We start from the raw sequence: 20,691 nt of genomic DNA, 5'->3' as shown, positions 1-20,691 counted from the left end.
TTTGCGCTGGCCGGGACCGGGATTAGCGCGTATCCGGGGCGGCACAGATGGCAGGATCAGGCAAGAGCAAGGGTGCCCCACGGGGCCGCGTCAGGACATGGGCGGTACGCGGGCTGAAGATCGGCCTGGCGGCCGCTGTCGCCGGCCTGCTGGCGGTCGTGATCGCGGTGGTGATCGCGATGCAGTCGCTGCCCGATTATGACAGCCTGAAATCCTCCCCCAACGGCCAGATGATCCGCGTCCACGCCGCCGATGGCAGCGTGATCGTCTCGCTGGGGCCAAGTTTCGGCCAATGGCTGCGTTACGACCAGATTCCGCAGGTCATGGTCGACGCGATGATATCGACCGAGGACAAGCGGTTCTACCTGCATCCCGGCGTCGATCCGGTCGGCATGGCGCGCGCCGCCTGGGTCGCGATCGAGCGGCGCGGGTCGGGTCGCCGCTGGCAGGGCGCATCGACCATCACCCAGCAGGTGACGCGCAACATCTTCCTCAACAACAGCTACAGCTTCGGTCGCAAAATCCGGGAAATCGTGCTGGCGCTGGCGCTGGAACGCAAATTTTCCAAGCAGCAGATCCTCGAGCTCTATCTGAACAAGGTCTATTTCGGCGGCGGCGCCTATGGCATCGACGCGGCCAGCCGCAAATTTTTCGGCCATCCCGCCACCAGCCTGCGCCTGCCCGAAGCAGCGATCATCGCCGGGCTGGTGAAGGCGCCATCCAGCTACTCCCCCACCGCCGACGCCGACGCGGCGATCGGCCGTGCTGGCGTGGTGCTGGACCTGATGCAGAGCAATGGCGCCATCTCCGCGTCGCAGCGCGCGGACGCCGGCCTGGACAGCGTCAGGATGGCGCCGGAGCCACCGCAAAACAGCGTGCGCTATTTCACCGACTGGGCATTGCCGCAGTTGGACGTGCTGATCGACGAACCCAATGAGCCGCTGGAGGTCTATACCACCATCGACCTGGGGATGCAGAATGCGGCGACCGCGGCGATCAAGGCCAATGTTCCGGCCGGCACGCAGGGCGCGCTGGTCAGCCTGGACCGCGACGGCGCGGTGCGCGCGATGGTCGGCGGCCTCGATTATGTAACGTCCAATTACAACCGTGCGACCACGGCGACGCGCCAGCCCGGATCGGCCTGGAAGATTTTCGTCTATATGGCGGCGCTGGAGGCCGGCTATACCCCCGACACCGGCGTCACGGACGAGCCGGTGACGATCAACGGCTGGTCCCCGCGCAACAGCAGCGGGCGGTTTTCCGGCGACATCGACGTGCGCACCGCCTTTGCCTATTCGATCAACACGGTCGCGGCAAAGCTGGGCGTGGAGGTCGGTTTCCCGACCGTCGCCGACATGGCCCGGCGTTTTGGCGTCACGACGCCGATCAACACCCATCCGTCCATGGTGCTGGGCACGTCGGACGTGCGCCTGATCGACATGACCCGCGCCTTCGCCTCGATCGCGCGCAAGGGGATTGCGGTGACGCCCTATGGCATCACCAGGGTGACGACCGCCGACGGCCGCCTGCTCTACAGCCATCAGGACGATACCAGCCGCGTGCTGGTCGCCCCCTGGGTCGCGGCGGGCATGACCGACCTGATGCAGACGGCGGTTAGCACCGGCACGGGCAAGGCGGCGCAGATCGGCCGTCCGGTGGCGGGCAAGACCGGCACCACCAGCAGCAACAAGGATGGCTGGTTCCTGGGCTTTTCCAGCGGCATCACCACAGGCGTGTGGATGGGGCGCGACGACGCCCGCGCCGTGGGCGTGTTGCAGGGCGGCCGCGCCCCGGCGCGCGCCTTTGCCGATTATATGAAGGTCGCGGTCGCCCGCCGCCCGGTCGAGAAGTTCGAAACCGAAGTGACCCTGCCCGAATGGCAGCTCGAACCCGATGCCGAAGCCTATTATGGCGGTCCCGATGCAGGCACCGATGGCGGCATGATGGTGGACGAAAATGGCCTGCCGATCGAGCGCGCCCGGCCCGAAGGATCGGATGCGCAGGATGACCCCGACCAGCAGCAGTTGGAGATCGACCCGCAGGACCGGCCGCAACCGCCCAGACTGGACCAGCAATGGATCGACAATGTGCTGGGCCGCGACCGTCAGCGCCAGCAACAGCCGCCAAACCGGACCATACCGGGTCAGTAACCCGGCTCAGGGCGCCGGCGGCCCCTTGCCCTGATCATTCGCGGCGAAGCGCGCCTTTTCCGGCACGCTGGCGTCGGGCAGCAGGAAATCGACCTTGCCCCGGCCGAAATCGATCGCCACCCGGTCGAAAATCCGCAGCGCGCTGATCCCCAGCAGCAACGCCGGCTTGTCCTCCATCCCCAGTTCCCTGAACGGGCTGGCGTCGGCGAACAATATCGGCACATCGATCAGGTTGACCCGGCCCATCCGCACCGACTTGATGCGCCCGACCTGCCCGGTCAGCGTGCCGCCGGTAACGCTGATCAAACTGGCATCCAGCATGTTGGGCGCGCGTTTCTTGGCGATCAGCCTGTCGCGCAGCGCCAGATTGCCGATGCTGAAATGGGTGCCGGTGTCGAGCATGATGGCGACCTGCATCCCGTTGACATCGGAATCGAGCAGGATCAACTGGCCGCGCTTGCGCCGCGCCTGCACCACGATGGTATCGGGATCGACCGACAGATTGCGCCGGCCGCTGCTGGCGATCTCCATCCGCCCGGTGCGGAAATTGAGCGTCACCCGCTTGGCGTGCAGGCTGTCCAGTCCCAGCAGGCCGGATGCGCCCAGATGCTCGCCCTCCAGCACCGGCGCTTCGATATCGTCCACCATATTGCCGCCAAAACCCAGCCGGGGCAGCGCCACGGTCTGTGCCTCCGACCGGCCGGTCATGCTGAGGATCGTCACCGTCGCGCGCGGCGGCAGCGCCAGTTGCTGCGCCAGGTCGCGGGCGATCACGGTGCGTTGCGATCCGGTGTCGATGATGAAGTTCCACGGCCCCTTGCCACCGATCGAGATCGGGATGGTGACACGCTGGTCCGCGTCGCTGGCGGTCCGCACCACCGCCGGCGGGGCATCGGGATCAAGCGCGGGGGCATGGGCCGGGGCCATCCGGGCGGCGAGGGGAGGGCCGCCGATCGCCAGCGCGATCCCGACCAAGGCCCTTGCCGAGACAGGTAGCCGTCTCATGTCCGCCTCCTCCACCTTATCATTCGCTTATATCATGAAGGCCGGTCATCGCGCCAGCGCCACCATTCACCCTGCACCTGCGCGAAAGCTCGATTTTCCGCAGGGTCGGCACTTATCCCGCCTTGACGAGAGGGGCGCCGGCTCGCTAAACGCCAAACATTCTCATCCTTGCCCGTCCGGAGCGAGGATTTCCGGCCTTCCTGTCCGGCTGTCACCTTCCTTTCCGGCCCATTTTCTCCTCCACCGCATCGGACCGACTCGCAAATGCACCTCAAGGACCTCAAGAAAACAGTTCCCGCCGATCTCGTCACCATGGCCGAAGAACTCGGCGTGGAGGGCGCATCGACGCTGCGCAAGCAGGATCTGATGTTCGCGATCCTCAAGGCCGAGGCGGAAAATGGCGAGCAGATCATGGGCGAGGGCACGATCGAGGTGCTGCCCGACGGCTTCGGTTTCCTGCGCAGCCCGGAAGCGAATTTCCTGGCCGGTCCCGACGATATCTATGTTTCGCCCAACCAGGTCCGCAAATTCGGCCTGCGCACCGGCGACACGGTGGAAGGCGAAATCCGCGCGCCCAAGGACGGCGAACGCTATTTCGCGCTGGTGAAGCTCAACACCGTCAATTTCGACGATCCCGATGTGGTCCGCCATCGCGTGAATTTCGACAATCTGACGCCGCTCTATCCCGAACAGAAGCTGACGCTCGACCCCTATGATCCGACCCAGAAGGACAAGTCGGCCCGCGTCATCGACATCGTTTCACCCCAGGGTAAGGGCCAGCGCACGCTGATCGTCGCGCCGCCCCGTGTCGGCAAGACGGTGATGCTCCAGAACATCGCCAAGGCGATTACCGACAATCATCCCGAAGTGTTCCTGATCGTCCTGCTGATCGACGAGCGGCCGGAAGAAGTCACCGACATGCAGCGCAGCGTGAAGGGCGAGGTCGTCTCCTCCACCTTCGACGAACCCGCCACCCGCCACGTCCAGGTGGCCGAAATGGTGATCGAAAAGGCCAAGCGCCTTGTGGAACACAAGAAGGATGTAGTGATCCTGCTCGACTCCATCACCCGCCTTGGTCGCGCCTACAACACCGTGGTCCCCTCGTCGGGCAAGGTGCTGACCGGCGGCGTGGACGCCAACGCGCTCCAGCGGCCCAAGCGCTTCTTCGGCGCGGCGCGCAATATTGAGGAAGGCGGCTCGCTCTCCATCATTGCCACCGCACTGATCGACACCGGCAGCCGCATGGACGAAGTCATCTTCGAAGAATTCAAGGGCACCGGCAACTCGGAAATCGTGCTGGACCGCAAGGTCGCGGACAAGCGCATCTTCCCGGCGCTGGATGTCGGCAAGTCCGGCACCCGCAAGGAAGAATTGCTGGTCGACAAGCCGATCCTCAGCAAGATGTGGGTGCTGCGCCGCATCCTGATGCAGATGGGCACGATCGACGCGATGGAATTCCTGCTCGACAAGATGAAGGATTCCAAGACCAATGAAGATTTCTTCGCGACCATGAACCAGTAAGGTTTTCGCGTCGTGATTATCGAACAGGCATTGCTTCAGGTCCGGCCCGGACAAGACGATGCCTTTCGGCAAGCCATGGCGACAGCTCGGCCGCTGATTGCCGCGTCCCCCGGCTTCATCGACCTGCAAGTCCGCCCAGCGCCGGAGGAACCAGGCTGCTACCTGTTACTTGTGCACTGGGAATCGATCGCCGATCACAGGGATGGATTTCGGCGTTCGGATCGCTATCAGCAATGGCGTGCGCTGCTTCACGGATTTTATGATCCGATGCCGCAGGTCCGCTATTTCGGAGACCCACTTTGATCGACTTGTTGACCATCGCCGCCGCTGCTGCCCAGGGCTTGGGCTCGCCCGCCGATATCTGGCAACATATAGTCCATGATTTCAGTAATATAACGTCCCCGTCCGCACTGTCGGCCTTTGTCCAGGTGCTGATGATCGACGTGCTGCTGGCGGGTGACAACGCCATCGTCGTCGGTGCGCTGGCTGCCGGCCTGCCGACTGAGCAGCGCAAGAAGGTGATCCTGATCGGCATTATCGCCGCGCTGGTGCTGCGCATCGCCTTTGCACTGGTGGTCAGCCAGTTGATGCAGATCGTCGGCCTGATACTGGCAGGCGGGCTGCTGCTGCTGTGGGTCAGCTTCAAGATGTGGCGCGAACTGCATCCCAAGCGCGGCGGGGATACGCCGAACGACACCAGCGACGATGACGTGTCGGGCCTGCGCCCGGCCAAGAGCTTCGCCGGCGCGGCCTGGGCGGTCGCGGTCGCCGACGTGTCGATGAGCCTCGACAATGTGCTGGCGGTGGCCGGCGCGGCGCGCGACCATCCCGGCATCCTGATGATCGGCCTGGTCCTGTCGGTCGCGCTGATGGGCATCGCCGCCAATGTCATCGCCCATTATATCGAGCGTTTCCGCTGGATCGCCTATGTCGGCCTGGCCGTCATCATCTATGTTGCGGGCAAGATGATCTATGATGGCTTCGTCGATCATCAGGTGGGCATATTGACCCTGTTCGCCTGATCGCGACCGGACGGATCAAAAAAGGGGGGCGGTGCCAATGGCGCCGCCCCCCTTTTTTTGTCTCGGCTTTCAAAGTGGAGATCATTCCATATCGTCCCCCCAGCGAAGGGTGGGATCCATCTTCCGCCTTTTCGACCTGTTGACAGGTTGGGAGATGGGTTCCCGCCTGCGCGGGAATGACGGGTGATTGGGCGTTTGCCCGGTTTCGCAAAAGACCGCCACCCAGCCGTGGTCAGGGGATCAGCACCGTCGCCCCGGTCGTTTCCCGTGCCTCCAGCGCACGATGCGCCTGCGCCGCGTCGCTCAGCGCGAAGCGCTGGCCGATCACCGCCTGCACCACGCCGCGCTTCATCCGGTCGAACAGGCGGCCTGCGGTATGCGCCAGTTCTTCAGCCGTCACGATATAGTCGAACAGGGTCGGGCGGGTGACATAGAGCGACCCGCCCCGGCTGAGGTCGAGCAGGCTGACCGGCGGCACCGCGCCCGACGCATTGCCATAGCTGACCATCAGGCCGCGCCGCTTGAGGCTGGCAAGCGAGGCGGTCCAGCTATCCTTGCCCACGCCGTCATAGACGACATCGACGCCCCTGCCATCGGTCAGGTCGCGCACATGCGCGGCCAGATTGTCGAACGGCCCGTGCAGGCTGTGGTCGGCCGCGACCGTCGCTGCCTTGGCCGCCGATCCGCAATGGGCGATCACGATCACGCCCTTGTCGCGCAGCCATGGCACCAGGATCGACCCAACCCCGCCGGCGGCGGCATGGACCAGCGCGACCTGACCCGGTTCCAGCGCGATACTGTCTTCGGCCAGATAGCAGGCGGTCATGCCCTTGAGCATCATCGCCGCCGCGTCCTCGCTCGACACGCCATCGGGAATCCGTACCGCGCGGTCGGCCGCGACGATCCGGTGGGTGGCATAGGCGCCCAGACCGCTGACGCTGCCGATCCGGTCGCCCACGGCGAACCCATCGACACCGGCCCCCACCGCCACGACCCGGCCCGCGCTCTCCGATCCCAAGGGAGTCGGGAGCGGGGCTGGGTAGAGGCCGGTGCGATAATAGGTGTCGATGAAGTTGAGGCCGACCGCCTCCTGTTCGACCAGCAGTTCGCCGTCACCCGGCTGGCCCGGATCGAAGTCCTCCCGCGCGATCACCTCCGGCCCGCCATGGCTGCGGGCCACCATGCGCCAGGCGGCCATCAGGCGAGATGCTCGGCAAAGAAATCGGCGGTGCGGCGATCGGCCAGTTGCGCGGCATCTTCGTCACGGCGCTGACCCGTCTCGGCCGCGAAGCCATGGTCCAGCCCCTCATAATCCTGGAGCGTCACATGGCGATTGTCCTTGAGGCCATCATGCATCGCCTTTTGCGCATCGGGCGGAACGAAACCGTCAGCGGTCGGGATATGCAGCAGGGTGGGCTTGCCGATCGCATGCTGTTCGCCCAGCAGCCCGTCAATGCCCACGCCATAATAAGCGACGAAGGCGTCGCCATCGGTGCGGCAAGCAGCCATGAAGGCCAGCCGTCCGCCCAGGCAATAGCCGACCAGTCCGACCTTGCCCCCACCCGCAGCGGCGCGCGCGGCCCTGATCGTTGCTTCGATATCGCGGATCGCCTGGTCCTGATTGAGCTTCTGCATATGGCCCAGCGCGGCCTGGAATTCCTCCGGCACGTCAGCGTCCAGTTCGACATGGGGCTTTTCCCGCCAGAACAGGTCGGGCGCATAGGCAACATAGCCGGCCTTCGCCCAATTGTCGCATTTGCGGCGGATGCCGTCATTCACCCCGAAAATTTCCTGGATGACGATGATCGCCGCGCTGGCTTCGCCTTCGGGCCTTGCGACATAGGCGTCGAACTGCGCGTCGCCCTCCAACGTGGTGACAGGGGTGAAAATGCCCATCCCGATATCCTTTCCGCCTTGAGTCCGGGCCGCATATTGGCTCATCCTCGCCAGCACGCAACCACCCGGATATTTTAAAAATTTGCGTTGGAAGCGTGATTTGCGGCATGACCAAGCGCACGCGCGCAACGCCAGCAAGGAAGGTCAGGGTCATGAAGGTTACTGTCGACGTGGACTGCACGCCTGCGGAGGCCCGCGCCTTTCTGGGCCTGCCCGATGTGACGCCCATCCACGACAAATATGTGAAAACGATGGTCGACAGTTTCGACGGCGTCGGCAGTGTCGAACAGATGGAAACACTGTTCAAGAGCTTTTCGCCGCTGGGCGACGCCGGGATGCGGCTGTTCCAGCAGATGATGAATGTCGGGCTGTCGGGCATGGGCGGCAAGGACGACAAGAAATAAGCATCGTGCAGGACGGCGACGACGACACGATTTTCGCCCTGTCGAGCGGCGCGCCGCCGGCGGGGATCGCGGTGATCCGTGTGAGCGGCGGACAGGCGCGGGCCGCGCTTCAATCGCTGGCACGGCGGGTGCCGCCGCCCCGCACCGCCAGCCTCGCCCTGCTGAAAGACCCGCGCGACGACAGCCCGCTCGATCGCGCCCTGCTGCTCTGGCTGCCCGGTCCCGGCACGGTGACGGGCGAGGATATGGCAGAGCTTCATTGCCATGGCGGGCGGGCCGTCGTCGCGGCGGTGGAAGAGGCGCTGGGTGCCATGCCCGGCCTACGCCGCGCGGAGGCGGGCGAGTTCACCCGTCGCGCCTTTGCCCGTGGCCGCATGGACCTGAACGCGGTCGAGGGCCTGTCCGATCTGCTTGCCGCCGAAACCCAGAGCCAGCGCCGCGCCGCGCTGCTGATGGCGGAGGGGCATTTTTCCCGCCGTATCGACGGCTGGCGCCGCAGCTTGCTCGACCTGTCGGCAATGGCCGAAGCGGCGCTCGATTTTTCCGACGAGGATGATGTGCCCGATACCGCGATCGAGGCGCGGATCGGGGCGGGCATAGCGGCGCTGGCGCAGGATGTCGCGACGATGCTGGCCGCGCCCTCGGCCGAACGGCTGCGCGACGGGGTGCGGGTCGTTCTGGCGGGGCCGCCCAATGCCGGCAAGTCGACCCTGCTCAATGCCCTGGTCGGGCGGGATGCGGCGATCGTGTCGGACATTGCCGGCACGACGCGCGACCGGATCGAGGTGCCCGCGGCCATCGGCGGCACCGCCTTCCTGTTCACCGACACCGCCGGCCTGCGCAGCAACGCCGGCGACGCGATCGAGGCGATCGGCATCGATCGGGCGCGCGCGGCGCTGGACGCGGCCGACATCATCCTGTGGCTGGGCGACGCTGCCGACCTGCCGCGCGACGACGCGATCCTGATCGCCGCGCAGAGCGACCGCAGCACCGGCGGCCGCCCCGGCCTGTCGCTGTCCGCCCGCACCGGAGAGGGGGTGGCGGCGCTGATCGCAACGCTGCGCGCCCGCGCCGCAACGCTGCTGCCGGGGGAGGGCGACTATGCCCTGCACGCCCGACAGAGACAGCGAGTGGGACAGCTATATCACCATCTCGAAGCCGCCCGCGCGACCGCCGACCTGCTGGTGGTCGCAGAAGAATTGCGGCTCGCCCGCGCCGCCATCGACGCGCTGACCGGCCAGGCAGGGACCGAAGATATGCTCGACCGGCTCTTTTCGGGATTCTGCATCGGCAAATGATGTTGTTCCACGTGGAACGCTTTTGACCGACCCCGTCCCTTTCTGATATGGGGCGGGCCATGCGAACAAGCTATGATGTGATCGTGGTCGGCGGCGGCCATGCCGGCTGCGAGGCGGCCGCTGCGGCGGCGCGCAAGGGTGCGGCGGTGGCGCTGCTCACCTTCGACAGGGCGACGGTCGGGGCGATGTCCTGCAACCCGGCGATCGGTGGGCTGGGCAAGGGCCATCTGGTCCGCGAAGTCGATGCGCTCGACGGGCTGATCGCGCGCGCGGCGGACGCGGCGGCGATCCACTATCGGATGCTCAACAGCAGCAAGGGGGCCGCCGTTCAAGGGCCGCGCATTCAGGCCGACCGCAAACGCTATCGCGCCGCTATCCATATGATGCTCGATGCGCAGCCCACCCTTACCATCGTCGAAGGCGAAGCCAGCGCGCTGGTGCTGGACGGGGAGGCGGTCGCCGGGATCGCCCTTGCCGATGGCCGCATTCTCAATGCGCCCGCCATCGTGCTGGCGACCGGCACCTTCCTGGGCGGCAAGCTGTTCCGGGGCGACGAGCGGGAGGCGGGGGGGCGCGTCGGCGAGCGGGCCGCGACGACGCTCGGCGTCCAGTTGCGCGCCATGGGCCTGCCGACCGCCCGGCTCAAGACCGGCACCCCGCCACGTCTGGACGGACGGACGATCGATTGGGCCGCGCTCGAAACCCAGCCATCGGACGGGGAGGGCTGGACCATGTCGCCGCTCACCCCACGCCGCATCCTGCCGCAACTCGCCTGCGCCATCACCCGCACCAATGATCGCACCCATCAGATCATCCGCGACGGGTTGGGCCGGTCGCCGCTGTTCAGCGGCGCGATCGAGGGCAGGGGGCCACGATACTGCCCGTCGATCGAGGACAAGGTGCTGCGCTTCGGCGACCGGGACGGGCATCAGATCTTTCTCGAACCCGAAGGGCTGGACGACCCGCTCGTCTATCCCAACGGCATCAGCACCTCGCTGCCAACCGATGTGCAGATCGCCATGGTCCGCTCACTGCCCGGACTGGCGCAGGTCGAGATCGCCGTGCCCGGCTATGCCGTCGAATATGATCATGTCGATCCCCGCTCGCTCGACGCCACGCTGGAGGTGCGGGCCGTGCCCGGCCTCTTCTGTGCGGGACAGATCAACGGCACCACCGGCTATGAGGAAGCCGCAGCCCAGGGGCTGGTCGCCGGCATCAACGCCGCCGCCCGCGCACGGGGCGAAGCGCCGATGATCCTCGATCGGGCCAGCTCCTATATCGGCGTGATGATCGACGATCTGGTGTTGCAGGGCGTGACCGAGCCCTATCGGATGCTCACCGCCCGCGCCGAATATCGGCTGCGGTTGCGCGCCGACAATGCGGAAACGCGGCTTGGTCCGATCGGCCTGACCCATGGCGTGATCGGCGCGGATCGCGCCGCGCGGCTGGCGGCGCGATCCGCACAGCGCAAGATGATCGAGACAGACCTTGCCCGCCCCATGACCGCCAGCGACATGGCGAAGGCCGGCGCATCGGTGCGGCAGGATGGCGCGCGGCGCAGCCTGTTCGACTGGGCGCGCTTCCCCGAAGTGGGCACGGCGCTGCTGCTCGACCTCGCCCCGGCGCTGCGTGATGCGCCCGCCGACCTGCGTGCCGAAATATTGGAGGATGCCCATTATGCGCCCTATCTCCAGCGACAGGACAGCGAGATCGCAGACCTGCGCCGCAACGAGCGCGTCCATATCCCGGCCGATTTCGACTATCGCCGCATCGGCGGGCTTTCGACCGAGATGATCGAACGGCTCGACACCGCACGGCCCGATACGCTTGCGGCGGCAGGTCGCATCCGGGGCATCACCCCGGCCGCGCTCGCCGCCATCCTTGTCCATGTCCGGCGGGAGGCCGCGTGACCGAAGACGATGCCCGCGCCTGGCTTCAGGCGCACTTCGACGTTTCACGTGAAACATGGGAGAGGCTGGAGCGCTATGTCGCGATCCTCCTGTCCGCCATGGATGAGCAGAATCTGATCGCGGAATCGACCCGGCCCCATGTCTGGGCGCGGCATATCGTGGACTCCGCCCAATTGCTGTCGCACACGCGGCAAGCCAAGGAAGGCGAGTGGATCGACCTTGGCTCCGGCGCGGGGCTGCCGGGCATCGTTGTCGCCTGCCTCTCCGACCGGCCAGTGATGATGGTCGAATCCCGCCGCAAGCGGATCGACTTTCTCAACGCGGTGATCGGCGACCTTGGCCTCGACCATGCCCGCGTCTTTGGCGGGCGGGTCGAAACGGCGCCCACCGCGCAGGCCGCCATCATCAGCGCGCGCGCCTATGCCCCGCTGCCCAAGCTGTTCGCGTCGGCGCTGCACCTGTCGCGGAAAAAGACCATCTGGGTGCTGCCAAAAGGGCGCAATGCACAAAATGAACTGGAGGCGGCGCGTCCCGCATGGCAAGGTGTGTTTCACGTGGAACCCAGTGTGACTGATGCCGACAGCGCCATCATCGTCGCGCAGGGTGTCGCACCCGTCGTCATGAAGAAAGGTCGCCGATGATCTGCATCGCCATCGCCAACCAGAAGGGGGGAGTGGGCAAGACCACGACCGCGATCAATCTCGCGACAGGTCTGGCCGCCACCGGCCTGCGGGTGCTGCTGGTCGATCTTGATCCGCAGGGCAATGCCTCGACCGGCCTTGGCATCGGCCAGTCCGAACGCGCCCAGTCCAGCTACGACCTGCTGGTCGGCAATTGCGCGCTGGACGACACGATCGTCACGACCCGCGTGCCCAAGCTCGACCTTGTCCCCGCGACGCAGGATCTGTCGGGTGCGGAGATCGAACTGATCGAATATGAGGAGCGCACCCACCGGCTGGAGCGGGTATTGGCCGAAGCGCAGCCGGGCCGCTGGGATATTTGCCTGATCGACTGCCCGCCCTCGCTCGGCCTGCTGACCATCAACGCGATGGTCGCCGCCCAATATCTGCTCGTGCCGCTCCAGTGCGAATTTTTTGCGCTGGAAGGATTGTCGCAACTGCTCCAGACGGTCGAGCGGATTCGGGGACGCTTCAATCCCGGCCTGTCGATCATGGGCGTGGCGCTCACCATGTATGACCGACGCAACCGGCTGACCGATCAGGTGGCGGACGATGTGCGCGCCTGCCTGGGCGACCTGGTGTTCACAACCGTCATCCCGCGCAATGTCCGCCTGTCCGAAGCGCCCAGCCATGGCGTGCCGGCCCTTATCTACGACTTCCGCTGCTCAGGATCGGAAGCCTATATGCGTCTGGCGCGCGAACTGATCGCGCGCCTGCCCCGACAGGAGGTTGCCGCTTGAGCGAAGAAATCACCGACAAGCCCAAGTCCGCCAGGCGCCCGCAGGGACTGGGCCGGGGTCTGTCCGCCCTGCTGGGCGATGTCTCACGCGAGGAACCCGTCGCGCCCAGCGCCATGCCCGCCAATGGCAAGGCGGTGCAGAGCATCGAAGTGGCGCTGATCCATCCGCATCCGGAACAGCCGCGCCGCCATTTCGACGATGGCGCGTTGCAGGAACTGGCCGACAGCATCGCCAAGCGCGGCATCATCCAGCCGATCATCGTCCGCCCCCATGGCGGCGGCTTCCAGATCATCGCCGGCGAACGCCGCTGGCGTGCGGCGCAGCGCGCCCAGCTCCATCGCATCCCCGCCATCGTCCGCGATTTCGACGAGCAGGAAACGCTGGAAATCGCGCTGATCGAGAATATCCAGCGCGAGGATCTCAATCCGATCGAAGAGGCGGAAGCCTATCGCAAGCTGATCGCCGAATTTCACCACAGCCAGGAAGCGCTGGGCCGCATCGTCGGCAAATCGCGCAGCCATGTCGCCAACCTGATGCGCCTGCTCGAACTGCCGCAGACGGTGCAGCAGCAGGTGATGCACGGCAAGATCAGCATGGGCCATGCCCGTGCGCTGATCGGCGCCCCCGATTGCGAACGGCTGGCGCAACAGATCGAGGACAAGGGGCTGTCGGTCCGCGATACCGAGCAACTGGTGCGCAAGGTCAAGACCGGCGCCGATGCGCCGGCCGCGCGCCGGACGCCGGGCGCTGCGGGTGCGAAAGATCCCGATATCGCCGCGCTGGAACAGCATCTGGCCGACATATTGGGCCTGAAGGTCGATATCGCCCATGATGGCGGCGCGGCCGGCGGCCTGTTGTCGCTGCGCTACTCCAATCTCGACCAGCTCGACATGCTCTGCCAACGCCTGTCGGGCGAACGGATTTAATCTCTGTCCTTGCGAGCGGCACGCCCCAAGGCTCCGCTCGCAAGGAGGATCTTGCCCAAGCCCACTGGCCTTTTCCCGGCCCCTTCCCTAGGTTGGGGCGCATGGCCGATATGCACTCCCCCACCGCCGCCGCTCCTTCCGTCATCCGCCGCGCCGACTATCGCGCGCCCGACTGGCTGATCCCCGACATTGCGCTCGATTTCGATCTCGATCCGGCGCTGACACGGGTGCACGCCACCCTGTCCGTCACCCGCAACGGCGATCATGAGCGCCCATTGCGGCTCGACGGCGACGGGCTGATCCCGCTGGAGGTGAAGGTCGATGGCCGCATCCTCGACCAGCAGCAATGGCATCTGGATGCCGGCGCGCTCATCATCCCGCTGTCGGGCGACGCCCATAGCGTCGAAACGCTGGTCGAACTGGCGCCGGAAAGCAACAGCAAGCTGATGGGCCTTTATGCCAGTGGCGGCCTGCTCTGTACCCAGTGCGAGGCGGAGGGCTTCCGCCGCATCACCTTCTTCTCCGACCGGCCCGATATCTTGTCGCGCTACAGCGTGCGGCTGGCGGCAGACAAGGCGCGCTTCCCGATCCTGCTCGCCAATGGGGACCCGATCGAACAGGGCGATCTGGACGGCGGGCGGCACTGGGCGCTCTGGAACGATCCCTTCCCCAAGCCCTGCTATCTCTTCGCGCTGGTCGCCGGCGACCTGGCCTGCAACGCCGACCGCTTCGTGACGATGAGCGGGCGGGAGGTCGCACTGGGTATCTGGGTCAAGGAAAATGACCTGCCGCGCACCGCCCATGCGATGGAAGCGCTCAAGAACAGCATGGCCTGGGATGAGCGCGTCTATGGCCGCGAATATGATCTGGACGTGTTCAACATCGTCGCCGTCGCCGACTTCAATTTCGGCGCGATGGAGAATAAGGGTCTCAACATCTTCAATTCGCGCTACATATTGGCCGACCCCGAAACCGCGACCGATATCGACTATGACGGGGTGGAGGGCGTCGTCGCCCATGAATATTTCCACAACTGGTCGGGCAACCGCGTCACCTGCCGCGACTGGTTCCAACTGTCGTTGAAGGAAGGCTTCACCGTCTTTCGCGACCAGAATTTTTCCGCCGACATGGGTAGCCATGCGGTCAAGCGGATCGAGGATGTCCGCATCCTGCGCGCCGCCCAGTTCCAGGAGGATTCAGGCCCGCTGGCGCATCCGATCCGGCCCGAATCCTATATGGAAATCAGTAACTTCTATACATCGACCATCTATAACAAGGGGGCCGAGGTCATCCGCATGATGGCGCTGATGCTGGGCGCGGAGCGGTTTCGCGCGGGCACCGATCTCTATTTCGACCGGCATGACGGGCAGGCCGCAACCTGCGAGGATTTCGTCGCGGCGATGGAGGAGGGGGGCGGCATCGACCTTGGCCAGTTCCGCCTCTGGTATGAACAGGCCGGGACGCCGCATGTGCGTGCGCTGCTGACCCATGATCCGTTGACCCAGAGCGTCGAACTGACGCTGGAGCAGACGATCCCGCCGACCCCCGGCCAGCCTGTCAAACAGCCGATGGCGATCCCCCTGCGCACCGCCCTGTTCGATCCCGCGACCGGGGGGCATCGGGGCGATGAGCTGCTGATGCTGACGGAGGCGCAGCAGCGCTTCACCTTCACCGACTTTGCCAGCACGCCGATCCTGTCGATCAACCGCGGCTTTTCCGCGCCGGTGATCGTGGAAACCAACCGCAGCCAGGCCGATCTCGCCTTCCTGTCGGCGCGTGATGATGATCCGTTCGCCCGGTATGAAGCGATGCAGCAGTTGATGGTCAATGTGCTGGTCGGCCGCATCGCCGGGCAACAGGTGGACGAAAGCGCGGTGGTCGCGGCGATCCGCGCCATGCTGACCGATCCGACGCTCGATCCCGCTTTCGTCGCCGAAACCATCCGCTTGCCGAGCGAGGCCTATCTGGGCGACCAGATGCCGGTGGTCGATCCCGACGCGATTCACGCCGCGCGCGATGCGCTCCAGGCGCGGATCGGCGCGGAATTGGAGCCGCTGTGGCGCGATGTCCATGCAAAGACGAAAGCCAATGCCTTCGCGATATCCCCGGCCGCCAAGGGCGCGCGCAAGCTGCATAACGCCGCGCTCCATTATCTGGTGGCGGCAGGCGCACCGGATGGCCCCGCCATCGCCTTCACGCAGTTTGGCGAGGCCGACAACATGACCGAGCGGCAGGCGGCGCTGGGGACGCTGGCCAATGGCGACAGTGCGGAGCGGGAAGCGGCACTCGACATTTTCTACAATCGCTATTGCGCCGATGCCCTGACGCTGGACAAATGGTTCCAGACCCAGGCCTTCGCGCTCCATCCCGATGTCGCCGATCAGGTCGAGGCGCTGGGCCGGCACAAGGATTTCACCCTGACCAACCCCAACCGGGTGCGCGCGCTCTATGGCGCCTTCGCGGGCAACCAATGGGGGTTCCACCATGAATCGGGCAAGGGATACCGGCTGGTCGCCGACTGCATCATTGCGCTCGACAAGCTGAACCCGCAGACCGCCGCCCGGCTGGTGCCGCCGCTCGGCCGGTGGAAGCGCTTCGACCAAGGGCGCGCCGCGATGATGCGGGCGGAATTGCAGCGCATCCTGGCAGAACCGGGCCTGTCGAAGGATGTCACGGAACAGGCGAGCAAGAGCCTGGAATGATCTCCGGCGCTCCCGCTTTCGCGGGCGTTCATGACATGCCGATCAGCCCTTCACCGCCATAACCCAGGCGGCGACATCGGCCGCCACCTTGTTCGCCGCTACATTGAGCGGCACGCCGACGGTGGTGGCGTCGATCTTGCCGTTGACCGGCGCGCTGGCAGTGAAGCGCTGGCGCGCCAGCGCCACGCCCGCCGGCGTCGTCAGCACCGCATCATAGGTCACGATCGCGCTCTGGCTGGCTTCATCGACCGTGAAGGCGACCAGCTCGCCCGACAGCCGCTGGCCACCGTCGCCGGAAAATTGCCCGGAATCCAGCACCACCCGGTCGGTGGTCGCCGAAATCGTCTCGGCCAGCAGCCGGCGGAACAGGTGGCGCGGCGTGTCGGCCCATTGCACCTTGGTCACATAGGCAACCGATGTCGGCGCCGTCTGCACCGGCACGCGCACCGTATCCAGCATCTTGGGCGCTTCGGGATCGGCGACGATCAATGTCCGTCCCCCACCGGCCATGCGCGCGGCGCCCGCCGGCACCTTCTGCACGGCGTCGAGCGTCAACAGTTGCGCCGGGGGCTTCGCGCCGATCGAGACGCAGCCCGACAGCAGCGCAGCGGCGGCAAGGGCGGCCAGCGCGCCCTGTTGTTTCACGTGGAGCATCATCCGCATCCTTTTCATCAATTCTTGTAGTCGGGCAGCTTGGGCGATCCGACCAGCGATCCCGCGCCCTGCTGGTCCAGCTTTTCCGCGACGCCGCGGAAGGAGCGCGACATTTCGCGCAGGTCGCGGACCAACTGGTTGACCTCCGGCATGGTCTGGTTGCTGAAGCTGCGGACGCCCGGCTGCGCTTCGGCAATCGTCTTGTCGAGCGAATCGATGCTGCGTGTCGCTGCCTGCACGCTCTTGCGCAGGTCTGCCATCAGCGGCCGCCCTTCATCGTTCAGCAAGGCGTCGGTCGTGGAAGCCAGCTTGCCAATCTGTTCGGCGGCGATGCCGGTGCGCTGCACGGCGATCCGCGCCTCGGCCAGCGTAGCGGCAATTTCCGGGCTGCGATCGGCCAGCGCGCCGGACACCCTCTCGACATTGGCCAGGATACCGGCGATCGACTGCTGATTCTTGTCATTGAGCAATTCGGTCAGCCGCTCGGTCAGGGTCGACAGCCGCTCCAGCAGTTGCGGCGCATTGTTGAGCAATTCGCCCAGCGCACCGGGCTTGGTCGGGATCACTGGTACGCCGTCGGGGCAGACAGCCAGCACGTTCTGCGCCGGGCATTCGATCGGCGGGGCGCCCTTGACCGCGCCGTCAAGGACCACTTCGCTGACCCCGGTGAAGCCGACCCCGGCGATGGTGGCGGTCGTACCGCGCAGCACCGGCGTGCCGTCCTTCACGGAAATCCGCACCTTCACGAAGCTGGGGTCACGTTGCCACAGTTCGATCTTCTCGACCTTCCCCGACGGCACGCCCGCATAGTTGACGCTCGATCCCTTGGCCAGACCATTGACCGACTGTTTGAAGAAGATGTCATATTCCTTGTTTTCGCCATCGGAGATACGCGAAAACCAGAAGGCGGCAGCCATGATCGCGGCCAGCAGCAGCAGCGTGACCGCGCCGACCAGCACATGATTTGATCGGGTTTCCATATCCTATCGCCTTCCGTCCGGCGGGCTGAGCGCCGCCCTTGTCTGTTCCCGGTCCTTTTCGCGCGTGACCGCCGCCGTGGCGGCGCGACCGCGCGGACCATTGAAATATTCCTGGATCCAGGGGTGATCGGTGGCCAGCAATTCCTCGATGGTGCCGATCGCCGTCACCTTCCTGTCCGCCAGCACCGCCACCCGGTCGCAGATGGAATAGAGGGTGTCGAGATCATGGGTGATGAGGAACACGGTCAGGCCCAGCGTCTGCTGCAACCGCCGCGTCTGGTCATCGAATGCCGCGGCCCCGATCGGGTCCAGCCCGGCGGTCGGTTCGTCCAGGAACAACAGGTCCGGATCCAGCGCCAGCGCACGGGCAAGGCCGGCACGCTTGCGCATCCCGCCCGACAGTTCAGCCGGATATTTGGGACCGGCTTCGGCCGGCAGGCCGGTCATGCGGATCTTGTAGGCCGCGATCTCGTCGCGCAGTTGCGCGCCGATATTGGGATAATATTCGCGGATCGGCACCTCGACATTCTCGGCCACCGTCAGGGTCGAAAACAGCGCGCCGCCCTGAAACAGCACGCCCCAGCGCTTGCGGATCGCCAGCGCTTCATCATCCAGCCGGCCGATCATCGATTCGCCAAATACGCGAATTTCCCCTTCATCCGGCGTCTGGAGTCCGATGATCGATCGCATCAGTACCGACTTGCCGGTGCCCGATCCGCCGACCACGCCCAATATCTCGCCCTTGCGCACGTCCAGGTCCAGCCCTTCATGCACCACCTGGTCGCCGAAACTGTTGCGCAGGCCACGCACCGAAATCGCGATATCAGCCGTCTCGACCGCCTGGTCGATGCGCCGTTCCTCGGCCTGCTGGATTTCTTCCTCGCTCATCAATTCCACCCCACCCAGGTGAAAAAGACCGCGAAGAACGCATCGAGGACGATTACCAGGAAAATCGCCTGCACCACCGCGGCGGTGGTGCGCAGGCCGACTTCCTCGGCATTGGCCTTGACCTGCATCCCCTGAAAACAGCCCGACAGCGCGATGATGATGCCGAACACCGGCGCCTTGATCAGGCCCACCCACAGGTCAGTGATCGGCACCACTTCGCGCAACCGCTGGATGAAGGTGATGGGCGGGATTTCCAGCGCGATCGCGCAGAGAAAGCCGCCGCCGATGACCGCCATGACCGACGCATAGAAACCCAGCAGCGGCATCATGACGACGACCGCCAGCGTGCGGGGCAGCACCAGCGCCTCCATCGGCGACACGCCAATGGTGCGCATGGCGTCGACCTCCTCGGTCAGCTTCATCGTGCCCAGTTGCGCGGCAAAGGCGGAGCCGGAGCGGCCCGCGACCATGATCGCGGTCATCAGCACGCCCAGTTCGCGGAAGGTAAGGCGGCCGACTAGGTTGATCGTCAGCATCTCCATGCCGAACTGGCGCAACTGCACCGATCCCTGCTGGGCAATGACGATGCCGATCAGGAAACTCATCAGGCCGATGATGCCCAGCGCCGACACACCGACAACCTCGAACCGCTGCACCACGGCATTGATGCGGAAACGATGGGGATGCCGGATGACGCTCCATGTCGCTATCAACGTGGCGCCAAAAAAGCCGAGCAGGCCCAGCAGGGTCGCGCCGGACGCGATCACCGCATCGCCGATCTGGCCGACGACACGGCGCAGGGGATGCACATAATCCGGGCGGATCGGCACCGGCTCGTCCAGTTCGCCGACCGCATCGATCAGCCGGCGGGCATCGTCGCTGGCGCCGGTAACGTCACAGCCCAGCCGCCTGACCGTGCGGTGCACGGTCCAGGCGCCGATCGTGTCCATATGATCGACCCCGGCCAGGTCGATGGCTTGCACCGGCCCCTGAACGGCATCCAGCCGGTCGGGCAGGTCACGAAGGCAGGCGATGGCGAGCGAACCGGAAAGCCGGATCACATTGCCGCCGTCGTTCCTATCCTCGACAAGATCAGCGGCTTTGTTCATGCGGGATGATTAGTGATCCATTATCGGTTGCACGGCAAGCCGAAACGGCCCATCCGCAAGGCAGAACGAAGGGCATGGATAAAAGTTTCGGATACGGCATGACGACGCACAGGCTGGCCATTTACGACATGGACCGGACGGTGACCTTCCGCGGCACCTATACCGGCTTTCTCATCCATGTGGCGCGGCGGATGGCGCCATGGCGGCTCGCGCTGTTTCCCGGCGTCATCCTGCTGATGCTCGCCTATGTGCTGAAACTCATCAGCCGCCAGCGGCTCAAGGAGATGAACCAGGCGCTGATGATCGGCCATAATGTCGAGCGCGCCAGGCTGATGCCCCATGTCGAAAGCTACGCCGATGCGGTGCTGGCGTCGAACCTGCGCGCGGGGGCGGTCGCCCAGATCGCGCAGGACCGGGCGGATGGATACCGGCTGGTGCTGGCCACCGCCTCCTACCGCCTTTATGTCGAGCCGATCGCCCGGCGACTGGGTTTCGACACGGTGATCGCCACCGATCATCTGAGCCAGGATTTGCGCTATGTCCGCGCGAAGATCGCCGGTGAAAATTGCTATGACACAGGCAAGCTGCGGATGATCAAGGCATGGATGGCGGCGGAAGCGATCGACCGCGCCCATGCCCATATCCGCGCCTATTCCGATCATGTGTCGGACGCGCCGATGCTGGAATTTGCCGACACCCCCTTTGCCGCCAATCCGCACACGCCGCTGGCGAAACTGGCGGCGCAGCGGGGCTGGACGCGGGTGGACTGGGCCTGAATCGCCCGCACCGGCCGGGGATCAGGCGGC

General features: G+C 65.6%; 19 protein-coding genes. 12 read left to right on the top strand and 7 right to left on the bottom strand.

Going from position 1 to position 20,691, the window contains the following annotated elements:
- Positions 1–47 precede the first annotated feature (47 nt).
- Entirely contained in the window at positions 48–2,150 is a 2,103-nt protein-coding gene (locus Q4610_RS12370) for a transglycosylase domain-containing protein (protein WP_304536253.1), read from the top strand.
- Positions 2,151–2,156: 6 nt separating this feature from the next.
- Here the strand turns inward: Q4610_RS12370 and Q4610_RS12365 are convergent, their stop codons facing one another.
- Positions 2,157–3,155, bottom strand: a complete 999-nt coding sequence (locus Q4610_RS12365) for an aspartyl protease family protein (RefSeq protein WP_304536252.1) — start codon at positions 3,153–3,155, stop codon at positions 2,157–2,159.
- A 264-nt stretch (positions 3,156–3,419) separates the two neighbouring features.
- On the opposite strand from Q4610_RS12365, the gene rho reads away from it, so the two are divergent.
- Genes rho through Q4610_RS12350 form a run of 3 tightly spaced genes read left to right on the top strand, consistent with a single transcriptional unit; the run spans position 3,420 to position 5,698 of the window.
- Positions 3,420–4,676, top strand: coding sequence for a transcription termination factor Rho (gene rho, locus Q4610_RS12360; protein ID WP_304536251.1), 1,257 nt, complete (start codon positions 3,420–3,422; stop codon positions 4,674–4,676).
- 12 nt (positions 4,677–4,688) lie between these two features.
- Positions 4,689–4,979 (top strand): antibiotic biosynthesis monooxygenase family protein, encoded by a 291-nt coding sequence (locus Q4610_RS12355; RefSeq protein WP_304536250.1) that lies wholly within the window; start codon positions 4,689–4,691, stop codon positions 4,977–4,979.
- Positions 4,976–5,698: a YjbE family putative metal transport protein gene (locus Q4610_RS12350; RefSeq protein ID WP_304536249.1), complete on the top strand. Its 723-nt coding sequence runs from the start codon at positions 4,976–4,978 to the stop codon at positions 5,696–5,698. The genes Q4610_RS12355 and Q4610_RS12350 overlap by 4 nt, the downstream gene beginning before the upstream one ends.
- Before the next feature lie 232 nt (positions 5,699–5,930).
- On the opposite strand, the gene Q4610_RS12345 is transcribed toward Q4610_RS12350, so the two are convergent.
- Together Q4610_RS12345 and Q4610_RS12340 are read right to left on the bottom strand one after the other, a co-directional pair.
- Positions 5,931–6,881, bottom strand: coding sequence for a quinone oxidoreductase family protein (locus Q4610_RS12345; protein WP_304536297.1), 951 nt, complete (start codon positions 6,879–6,881; stop codon positions 5,931–5,933).
- Between the two features lie 14 nt (positions 6,882–6,895).
- Positions 6,896–7,594, bottom strand: a complete 699-nt coding sequence (locus Q4610_RS12340) for a dienelactone hydrolase family protein (protein ID WP_304536248.1) — start codon at positions 7,592–7,594, stop codon at positions 6,896–6,898.
- A 152-nt stretch (positions 7,595–7,746) separates the two neighbouring features.
- Between Q4610_RS12340 and Q4610_RS12335 the strand changes: the two genes are divergently transcribed.
- The 7 genes from Q4610_RS12335 (at position 7,747) to pepN (ending at position 16,254) form a co-directional block, all read left to right on the top strand.
- Positions 7,747–7,998 (top strand): DUF6489 family protein, encoded by a 252-nt coding sequence (locus tag Q4610_RS12335; RefSeq protein ID WP_304536247.1) that lies wholly within the window; start codon positions 7,747–7,749, stop codon positions 7,996–7,998.
- A gap of 5 nt (positions 7,999–8,003) precedes the next feature.
- Positions 8,004–9,296 carry a tRNA uridine-5-carboxymethylaminomethyl(34) synthesis GTPase MnmE gene (gene mnmE / locus Q4610_RS12330; protein WP_304536246.1) on the top strand — a complete coding sequence of 431 codons (1,293 nt, stop codon included), beginning with the start codon at positions 8,004–8,006 and terminating at the stop codon, positions 9,294–9,296.
- A 59-nt stretch (positions 9,297–9,355) separates the two neighbouring features.
- Positions 9,356–11,206: a tRNA uridine-5-carboxymethylaminomethyl(34) synthesis enzyme MnmG gene (gene mnmG / locus Q4610_RS12325; protein ID WP_304536245.1), complete on the top strand. Its 1,851-nt coding sequence runs from the start codon at positions 9,356–9,358 to the stop codon at positions 11,204–11,206.
- Complete coding sequence (gene rsmG / locus Q4610_RS12320; RefSeq protein ID WP_304536244.1) at positions 11,203–11,847, top strand: 16S rRNA (guanine(527)-N(7))-methyltransferase RsmG; 645 nt, start codon at positions 11,203–11,205, stop codon at positions 11,845–11,847. Before mnmG ends, rsmG begins: the two co-directional genes overlap by 4 nt.
- Positions 11,844–12,626 carry a ParA family protein gene (locus Q4610_RS12315; RefSeq protein ID WP_304536243.1) on the top strand — a complete coding sequence of 261 codons (783 nt, stop codon included), beginning with the start codon at positions 11,844–11,846 and terminating at the stop codon, positions 12,624–12,626. The genes rsmG and Q4610_RS12315 overlap by 4 nt, the downstream gene beginning before the upstream one ends.
- Positions 12,623–13,552, top strand: a complete 930-nt coding sequence (locus Q4610_RS12310) for a ParB/RepB/Spo0J family partition protein (protein ID WP_304536242.1) — start codon at positions 12,623–12,625, stop codon at positions 13,550–13,552. Before Q4610_RS12315 ends, Q4610_RS12310 begins: the two co-directional genes overlap by 4 nt.
- A 101-nt stretch (positions 13,553–13,653) precedes the next feature.
- Entirely contained in the window at positions 13,654–16,254 is a 2,601-nt protein-coding gene (gene pepN, locus Q4610_RS12305; protein WP_304536241.1) for an aminopeptidase N, read from the top strand.
- A gap of 42 nt (positions 16,255–16,296) precedes the next feature.
- On the opposite strand, the gene Q4610_RS12300 is transcribed toward pepN, so the two are convergent.
- The 4 genes from Q4610_RS12300 to Q4610_RS12285 are packed head-to-tail and all read right to left on the bottom strand — an operon-like array spanning position 16,297 to position 19,885.
- Positions 16,297–16,908 (bottom strand): ABC-type transport auxiliary lipoprotein family protein, encoded by a 612-nt coding sequence (locus Q4610_RS12300; protein ID WP_304536296.1) that lies wholly within the window; start codon positions 16,906–16,908, stop codon positions 16,297–16,299.
- Between the two features lie 17 nt (positions 16,909–16,925).
- The gene (locus Q4610_RS12295) at positions 16,926–17,888 is read right to left on the bottom strand and encodes an MlaD family protein (protein WP_304536240.1); all 963 of its coding nucleotides are present in this window, start codon (positions 17,886–17,888) and stop codon (positions 16,926–16,928) included.
- A gap of 3 nt (positions 17,889–17,891) precedes the next feature.
- Entirely contained in the window at positions 17,892–18,776 is an 885-nt protein-coding gene (locus Q4610_RS12290) for an ABC transporter ATP-binding protein (protein ID WP_304536239.1), read from the bottom strand.
- Positions 18,776–19,885 carry an ABC transporter permease gene (locus tag Q4610_RS12285; RefSeq protein WP_304536238.1) on the bottom strand — a complete coding sequence of 370 codons (1,110 nt, stop codon included), beginning with the start codon at positions 19,883–19,885 and terminating at the stop codon, positions 18,776–18,778. Before Q4610_RS12285 ends, Q4610_RS12290 begins: the two co-directional genes overlap by 1 nt.
- A 98-nt stretch (positions 19,886–19,983) precedes the next feature.
- Between Q4610_RS12285 and Q4610_RS12280 the strand changes: the two genes are divergently transcribed.
- A complete protein-coding gene (locus Q4610_RS12280; protein WP_304536237.1) occupies positions 19,984–20,661 on the top strand; it encodes an HAD family hydrolase in 678 nt (225 codons plus the stop codon).
- Positions 20,662–20,691: the final 30 nt, after the last annotated feature.

This window comes from Sphingobium cyanobacteriorum (genome assembly GCF_030580935.1).
GTDB classification, from domain to species: Bacteria; Pseudomonadota; Alphaproteobacteria; order Sphingomonadales; family Sphingomonadaceae; genus Sphingobium; species Sphingobium cyanobacteriorum.
The sequence above is the reverse complement of the archived record's forward strand: the minus strand, read 5'-3'. Positions and strand labels throughout refer to the sequence as shown.

Coding starts and splice junctions, on each gene's coding strand:
- Q4610_RS12280 (WP_304536237.1), top strand. CDS start 19,984: ATGACGACGCACAGGCTGGCCATTTACGACATGGACCGGACGGTGACC.
- Q4610_RS12335 (WP_304536247.1), top strand. CDS start 7,747: ATGAAGGTTACTGTCGACGTGGACTGCACGCCTGCGGAGGCCCGCGCC.
- Q4610_RS12345 (WP_304536297.1), bottom strand. CDS start 6,881: ATGGTGGCCCGCAGCCATGGCGGGCCGGAGGTGATCGCGCGGGAGGAC.
- Q4610_RS12295 (WP_304536240.1), bottom strand. CDS start 17,888: ATGGAAACCCGATCAAATCATGTGCTGGTCGGCGCGGTCACGCTGCTG.
- Q4610_RS12290 (WP_304536239.1), bottom strand. CDS start 18,776: ATGAGCGAGGAAGAAATCCAGCAGGCCGAGGAACGGCGCATCGACCAG.
- mnmG (WP_304536245.1), top strand. CDS start 9,356: ATGCGAACAAGCTATGATGTGATCGTGGTCGGCGGCGGCCATGCCGGC.
- pepN (WP_304536241.1), top strand. CDS start 13,654: ATGGCCGATATGCACTCCCCCACCGCCGCCGCTCCTTCCGTCATCCGC.
- rho (WP_304536251.1), top strand. CDS start 3,420: ATGCACCTCAAGGACCTCAAGAAAACAGTTCCCGCCGATCTCGTCACC.
- Q4610_RS12285 (WP_304536238.1), bottom strand. CDS start 19,885: ATGAACAAAGCCGCTGATCTTGTCGAGGATAGGAACGACGGCGGCAAT.
- Q4610_RS12370 (WP_304536253.1), top strand. CDS start 48: ATGGCAGGATCAGGCAAGAGCAAGGGTGCCCCACGGGGCCGCGTCAGG.
- Q4610_RS12315 (WP_304536243.1), top strand. CDS start 11,844: ATGATCTGCATCGCCATCGCCAACCAGAAGGGGGGAGTGGGCAAGACC.
- Q4610_RS12340 (WP_304536248.1), bottom strand. CDS start 7,594: ATGGGCATTTTCACCCCTGTCACCACGTTGGAGGGCGACGCGCAGTTC.
- Q4610_RS12300 (WP_304536296.1), bottom strand. CDS start 16,908: ATGCTCCACGTGAAACAACAGGGCGCGCTGGCCGCCCTTGCCGCCGCT.
- Q4610_RS12365 (WP_304536252.1), bottom strand. CDS start 3,155: ATGAGACGGCTACCTGTCTCGGCAAGGGCCTTGGTCGGGATCGCGCTG.